The sequence below is a fragment of the Psychrosphaera sp. 1_MG-2023 genome (assembly GCF_030548245.1).
GTDB classification, from domain to species: domain Bacteria; phylum Pseudomonadota; class Gammaproteobacteria; order Enterobacterales; family Alteromonadaceae; genus Psychrosphaera; species Psychrosphaera algicola.
Genome location: NZ_JAUORW010000066.1, coordinates 1 through 568, shown reverse-complemented (window position 1 = coordinate 568; position 568 = coordinate 1). Strand labels below are relative to the sequence as shown.

General features: G+C 39.3%; 1 protein-coding gene. It reads right to left on the bottom strand.

Annotation, left to right across the window (positions count from 1 at the left end; translation table 11 throughout):
* Positions 1-64: 64 nt before the first annotated feature.
* A complete protein-coding gene (locus tag Q4575_RS19740) occupies positions 65-553 on the bottom strand; it encodes a winged helix-turn-helix domain-containing protein (RefSeq protein ID WP_303523944.1) in 489 nt (162 codons plus the stop codon).
* Positions 554-568: the final 15 nt, after the last annotated feature.

Below are 568 nucleotides of genomic sequence, written 5' to 3'. Positions count from 1 at the left end.
TCCAAACCTTGCTTCGTCTTGAAACCATATATCCATATCTTTAGGCATAACATTAAATGGAGTGTTAAGGATCGTTTCCAGGGTGAACTTTTTTAAAAGTCTCTTGGTTATTCTGAGACTGCTTTGGGTGCTTAGAGCGACTCGTTATCCAGCTATAGCCTAAAGATTCGAGTAATTTGTAGACGGAATTCGGGTGGTAAGTTACGCCAAAGTTATCCACGATGTAACGGTGTATTCGTTCACCAGTCAATCTGCCGCCTGTTGCGCTAACGGATTGTTTTTCAACAAACTTGGCTAATTTTAGTTTTTGGATCTCGTTTAGATACGGTTCTCGTCCTTTTGCTTTTTTACTTTCCAATCCATCTAAGCCAAAGGAAAGGTACCGCTTAATCCATTCATTAACGATACGCCGGCTTACGACTAGCATACTGGCTATCTGGGTTCTATTTTTACCATCTAGAAAATGGTAAACGGCCAAAAGGCGTAACTTTTTACGTGCGTTTTGTTCAGCTTTGGCTAAGGCCAAAACATCATTTTTAGAATTTACTTTCACATTTATAAACGATTA